We start from the raw sequence: 4,279 nt of genomic DNA on the forward strand, positions 1-4,279 counted from the left end.
GCGTAGATCCCGGCGAGCAGGAACGGCGTGAGGAACCACGGCAGTTGCTGCGCCGCACATGCCGCACCCAGACAGGCGGCCTGGACCACCCCGGCGTACCCCAGCCGCCCGCCCCGGCCGATCCGGGGCCAGCGCACCACCACCGGCACCAGCAGGGCCAGCGCCAGGATCGCCGGGTAGCCGAGCCGGCCGTACATGGGAATCATCGAGAAGCCCAGACACGCCATGGTCGCCGCCGACCGCCACGGCGTCGGCAGCAGCCACCACAGCACGACCGTGCCGACCAGCAACGCGCCCGTGCTCACCGCCATGGCCGGCACGCCGCCGTGCCCGAGCCACAGCAGGGGAGCGGTCAGCAGCGGAGCGAGCGGGGGGTAGCCGTACGTGTAGTCGTAGCCGCCCGTGACGGTCGGGGTGAGTGCGATGCCGCGGCCGCCGAAGAGCCACGGCCAGGGACGGCCGTAGATCCCGTGCCCGGCGACCAGGTCGCGGGCCGCCTGGGCGGTCAGGACGGACTCGTCAGTGCCGCGGTGGATCAGGACGAACGCGCACAGGGCGAGCGTCAGGCCGGTCACCAGCACGCACAGGTCCACGCGCGCGAGGGACCGCCGGCCGCGCACCACCAGAGCGAGGACCCCGCAGACGAGGATCGAGGCGTAACAGACCGAGATGACCGCGGCCACGGCGGGCCGGCGGACGGCCGCCTCGGTCCACACCTCGCGGGTGCCGATGAACAGGCTGATGTCCGCGAGCAGCGTCAGGGCGCGATGCCATTGCGCGGGGGCCTCCGGGGCGGCGGACACCCCCGGCCGGCCGGGCGCCGACAGCCGAGTATCTGTCAAGAGCACGGCATCGGACGCTAATCGGACCTGGTGAACGGCCCCGTGCGGCACGCCAAGAGTCCGGTGTGAGACGGGTAAGACCCATTCGTCCGTGGCCGGCGCGGTGTGATGTGACCGCCGAGACGGTCGCGGACCGTGTCGTTGTTGGGCCGAACGGGTGACTTGGCGTAAGAATTGGTTGGTGCAGGCATTGAAGGCGAGTCGGAGCGGGGGGAGCCGGTGAACAGGTACGACGTCACCGATGAACAGTGGGAGGGGCTCGCCCAGGTCGTTCCGTTGCGAGGACGGGACGCGTGGCCGTCCTCGGTCGACCACCGCTCCATGGCGGAGGCCGAGACCGAGGCCCGGCGCCGCTTCGTGGTCCTGCGGATCAACGTCTTCGCGGACGCCCGCGAGGTCGCCGAGACCCTGATGGCGGGCATCCCCGTCCTGCTCGACCTCACCAGCGCGGAGACGGAGGTCGCCAAGCGGGTCCTCGACTTCAGCACGGGCGTCGTCTTCGGGCTGGCCAGCGGGATGCATCGGGTGGACCGGAACGTGTTCCTGCTCACCCCGGCCGGGACCGAGGTGACGGGCCTGATGGAGAGCGCGGGGATGCCGGGGGTCTGAGCTGCGGGGAGGTTAGCCCGTTCGTGGGAAGGCCGCCGCGGAGGAACGGTTCGTCCGATGGCGGAGTCCTACGGTCCGGATATGCGCGTGTCCCCCACATCCTCCGTCGTGCCGGCCCAGTCGGCTCCTCCGCCGGCGGAGCGGTCGCCGGACGGTGAGCGCCCCGGCCGGCCCTGTCTCACCGAGCTCAGACTCTCCGCCTACGCCGTGCACCGGCGGGCCGCACTGCCGCTCGGGCCGCTGACCCTGTTCACCGGCCCCAGCGGGAGCGGCAAGACCAGCGCGCTCCGGGCGTACGAGGCGCTCGCCCGGCTCGGTGGCGGCGCGAGCCTCGGCGAGGTGTTCGCCCGGCCCGCCTCCTGCGTCCCCGACCGGGCCCGCCCCGACGCACAGCGCCGCCGGGGCTTCCGCATCGGCTGCACGGCCGACGGACCCGAGGGGCCGGTCCGGCTCGACGTCGCCGTCCAGGCCGAACCCGAACTGCGCATCGTGGGCGAGCGGTTGACGTCCGGCGGGCTCGTCCTGCTGGAGACCGCCCTGCGCGACCCCTCCCGCCGGACCGTGCAGGCCGCCTGGCACACCGCCGGGAGCGCCCCGGTCACCCGCGCCCCGCTCCCCGACGACCTGCTCGGCACCCCCCTGCTGCCGCTGCGTGTGGCCGGGCGCACGGACGGGCAGCGGCGCGTCCTCGCCGCCGCCGAGCAGATGGTCGTCGCCCTGCGCTGCGTCTTCCGCTGCGACCCGCGGCCCGGACACATGCGCCTGCCCGTCCCGACCGGTTCCGGACGGCTGCTCGGCGGCTGCGACAACCTCGCCGACGTCCTGTGGCGCACCCGCGCGGAGTGCGTCCGGCGGCACGCGCAACTCGTCGCCGCGGTGCACGCCGGATGCGCGGGCCCGGTGGCCGACGTCCTCGCCGAAGCCCTGCCCGGCGGGACGGTCCGGGCCCTGCTCGACCGCGGGGACGGCGCCCGGACGGAGCTCGGGCGGCTGGGCGACGGCGAGTTGCGGTATCTCGCCCTCGCGCTGGTCCTGCTCACCGGGCCCGGGGTGCTGGAGGTCGACCCGGCCGGCGAGGTGCCCGCGGCGATGCAGACGCTCACCGTGCTCGCCGACAACCTCGACCGGAACCTGGACCCGCGCCAGCGGACCGAACTGCTGCGGCTGGCCGTGCGGATGTGCGAGCGCGGACACATCCGGCTCGTCGGCGCGGTGAGCGACGCCTCGTGGGCCACGGGGACGGACGGGGTCACGGTGGTACACCTGGAGCCGTGACAGAACCTCTCGACGTGGCGAGACTGCAGCGCCGGCTGGCCGACTTCGCGGCGGCGCGCGACTGGCAGCCGTACCACACCCCCAAGAACCTCGTCGCCGCGCTCAGTGTGGAGGCCTCCGAACTGGTCGAGATCTTCCAGTGGTTGACCCCGGAGGAGTCGGAGCGGGTCATGGCGGACCCCGGCACCGCGCACCGCGTCAGGGACGAGATCGCCGACGTGCTCGCCTATCTGCTCCAGCTGTGCGAGGTGCTCGGCGTCGATCCGCTGGCCGCGCTGGACGCGAAGATCGACCGCAACGAGCGGCGGTTTCCCGCACCCTGAGGACGGATTCAGTCCACTTTCACTCTCCGTGAGCAAAAGTCGGTCCGAAACCGATTTGTTGTCCACAGATTTCCGCCTACCTCTGGTTTTTCGTTCCGAGCGAGCTCACTCTGGGTAGTGGACAAGGGAGTTCGGGCGGACGTGCGCGGGGTACGTCGCGACAGACGGGGGCAGCCGATGGACGCGGTGCGGCTCATCGTGACGAGCAGGCGTGCCCTGGCCGGGGGCGGCGAGGCGCCTCAGGTCATGGCGGAGGTGTGGCAGGCGCAGGCCCTGGCCCAGGCGATAGGGAGCCGCCTCGCGGTCGCCGGTCCGCCGGAACTGCGGGGCGAGGCACTGGGGTTGACCGAGCTGGCGGGCCGGGGCTGCGGGGTCCTGGAGCGTCCCGAGATCGCCCTGGCGGAGTTGCGGGCCGCGCAGCTCACCGAGCTCGGCGACGCCCGCCAGGCTCTCCTCTACCTCGGCGGTCTCCTCGGCGAGGTGGGGATAGCCCTGGTCGGCCTGGCCTGCGCGGCCGACGACGAGACGACGTACTGGCAGTGCATGGAGGCGATCGACGCGGCGGACGAGTCGCGGGACCGGGTCCTGCAGATGCTGCGAAGACTCGCGGACCGGGCGGAGGAGTTGCCGGAGGCGGGCTGAGCCCTCCGACCGCGGCCCTGTGGGAGGCGGCAGGGGCGCGGGGAACTGCGCGACCGGCCCCCACCGGCGCGCGCTGCGAGAGCGGTCCTCGGCTGCCCCCGCCCTGGTAGGAGGCGGTCACTGCTGGGCGGGCGTCCACTGTCCCCGCTCAGGGGCGCGGGGAACTGCGCGACCGGTCCCCACCGGCGCGCGCTGCGAGAGCGGTCCTCAGCCGCCCCGTCCCGGTAGGAGGCGGTCACTGCTGGGCGTGCGTCGACTGTCCCCGCTCAGGGGCGCGGGGAACTGCGCGACCGGTCCCCACCGGCGCGCGCTGCGAGAGCGGTCCTCGGCTGCCCCCGCCCTGGTAGGAGGCGGTCACTGCTGGGCGTGCGTCGACTGTCCCCGCTCAGGGGCGCGGGGAACTGCGCGACCGGTCCCCACCGGCGCGCGCTGCGAGAGCGGTCCTCGGCTGCCCCCGCCCTGGTAGGAGGCGGTCACTGCTGGGCGTGCGTCGACTGTCCCCGCTCAGGGGCGCGGGGAACTGCGCGACCGGTCCCCACCGGCGCGCGCTGCGAGAGCGGTCCTCGGCTGCCCCCGCCCTGGTAGGAG

The 4,279-nt window shown here is 73.8% G+C and carries 4 protein-coding genes and 1 pseudogene; 4 read left to right on the forward strand and 1 reads right to left on the reverse strand.

All coding sequences use genetic code 11. From position 1 onward, the window contains the following. Nucleotides 1-803 (reverse strand): annotated as a pseudogene (locus EHS43_RS38585) (hypothetical protein); the annotation flags it as partial. A 258-nt stretch (nt 804-1,061) separates the two neighbouring features. Between EHS43_RS38585 and EHS43_RS38590 the strand changes: the two are divergent. The 4 genes from EHS43_RS38590 to EHS43_RS38605 all read left to right on the forward strand — a co-directional run bounded on the left by EHS43_RS38590 (nt 1,062) and on the right by EHS43_RS38605 (nt 3,691). Further along, nucleotides 1,062-1,451 carry a cell division protein SepF gene (locus EHS43_RS38590; RefSeq protein WP_185806599.1) on the forward strand — a complete coding sequence of 130 codons (390 nt, stop codon included), beginning with the start codon at nt 1,062-1,064 and terminating at the stop codon, nt 1,449-1,451. 81 nt (nt 1,452-1,532) lie between these two features. After that, nucleotides 1,533-2,726, forward strand: coding sequence for an AAA family ATPase (locus EHS43_RS38595; protein WP_125195247.1), 1,194 nt, complete (start codon nt 1,533-1,535; stop codon nt 2,724-2,726). Then, complete coding sequence (locus EHS43_RS38600; RefSeq protein WP_125195248.1) at nt 2,723-3,049, forward strand: nucleotide pyrophosphohydrolase; 327 nt, start codon at nt 2,723-2,725, stop codon at nt 3,047-3,049. Before EHS43_RS38595 ends, EHS43_RS38600 begins: the two co-directional genes overlap by 4 nt. Before the next feature lie 177 nt (nt 3,050-3,226). Beyond that, nucleotides 3,227-3,691, forward strand: a complete 465-nt coding sequence (locus tag EHS43_RS38605) for a DUF6099 family protein (protein WP_125195250.1) — start codon at nt 3,227-3,229, stop codon at nt 3,689-3,691. Nucleotides 3,692-4,279 lie beyond the last annotated feature (588 nt).

Origin of the sequence: Streptomyces sp. RP5T (genome assembly GCF_003933965.1) — a bacterium.
Lineage (GTDB): Bacteria > Actinomycetota > Actinomycetes > Streptomycetales > Streptomycetaceae > Streptomyces.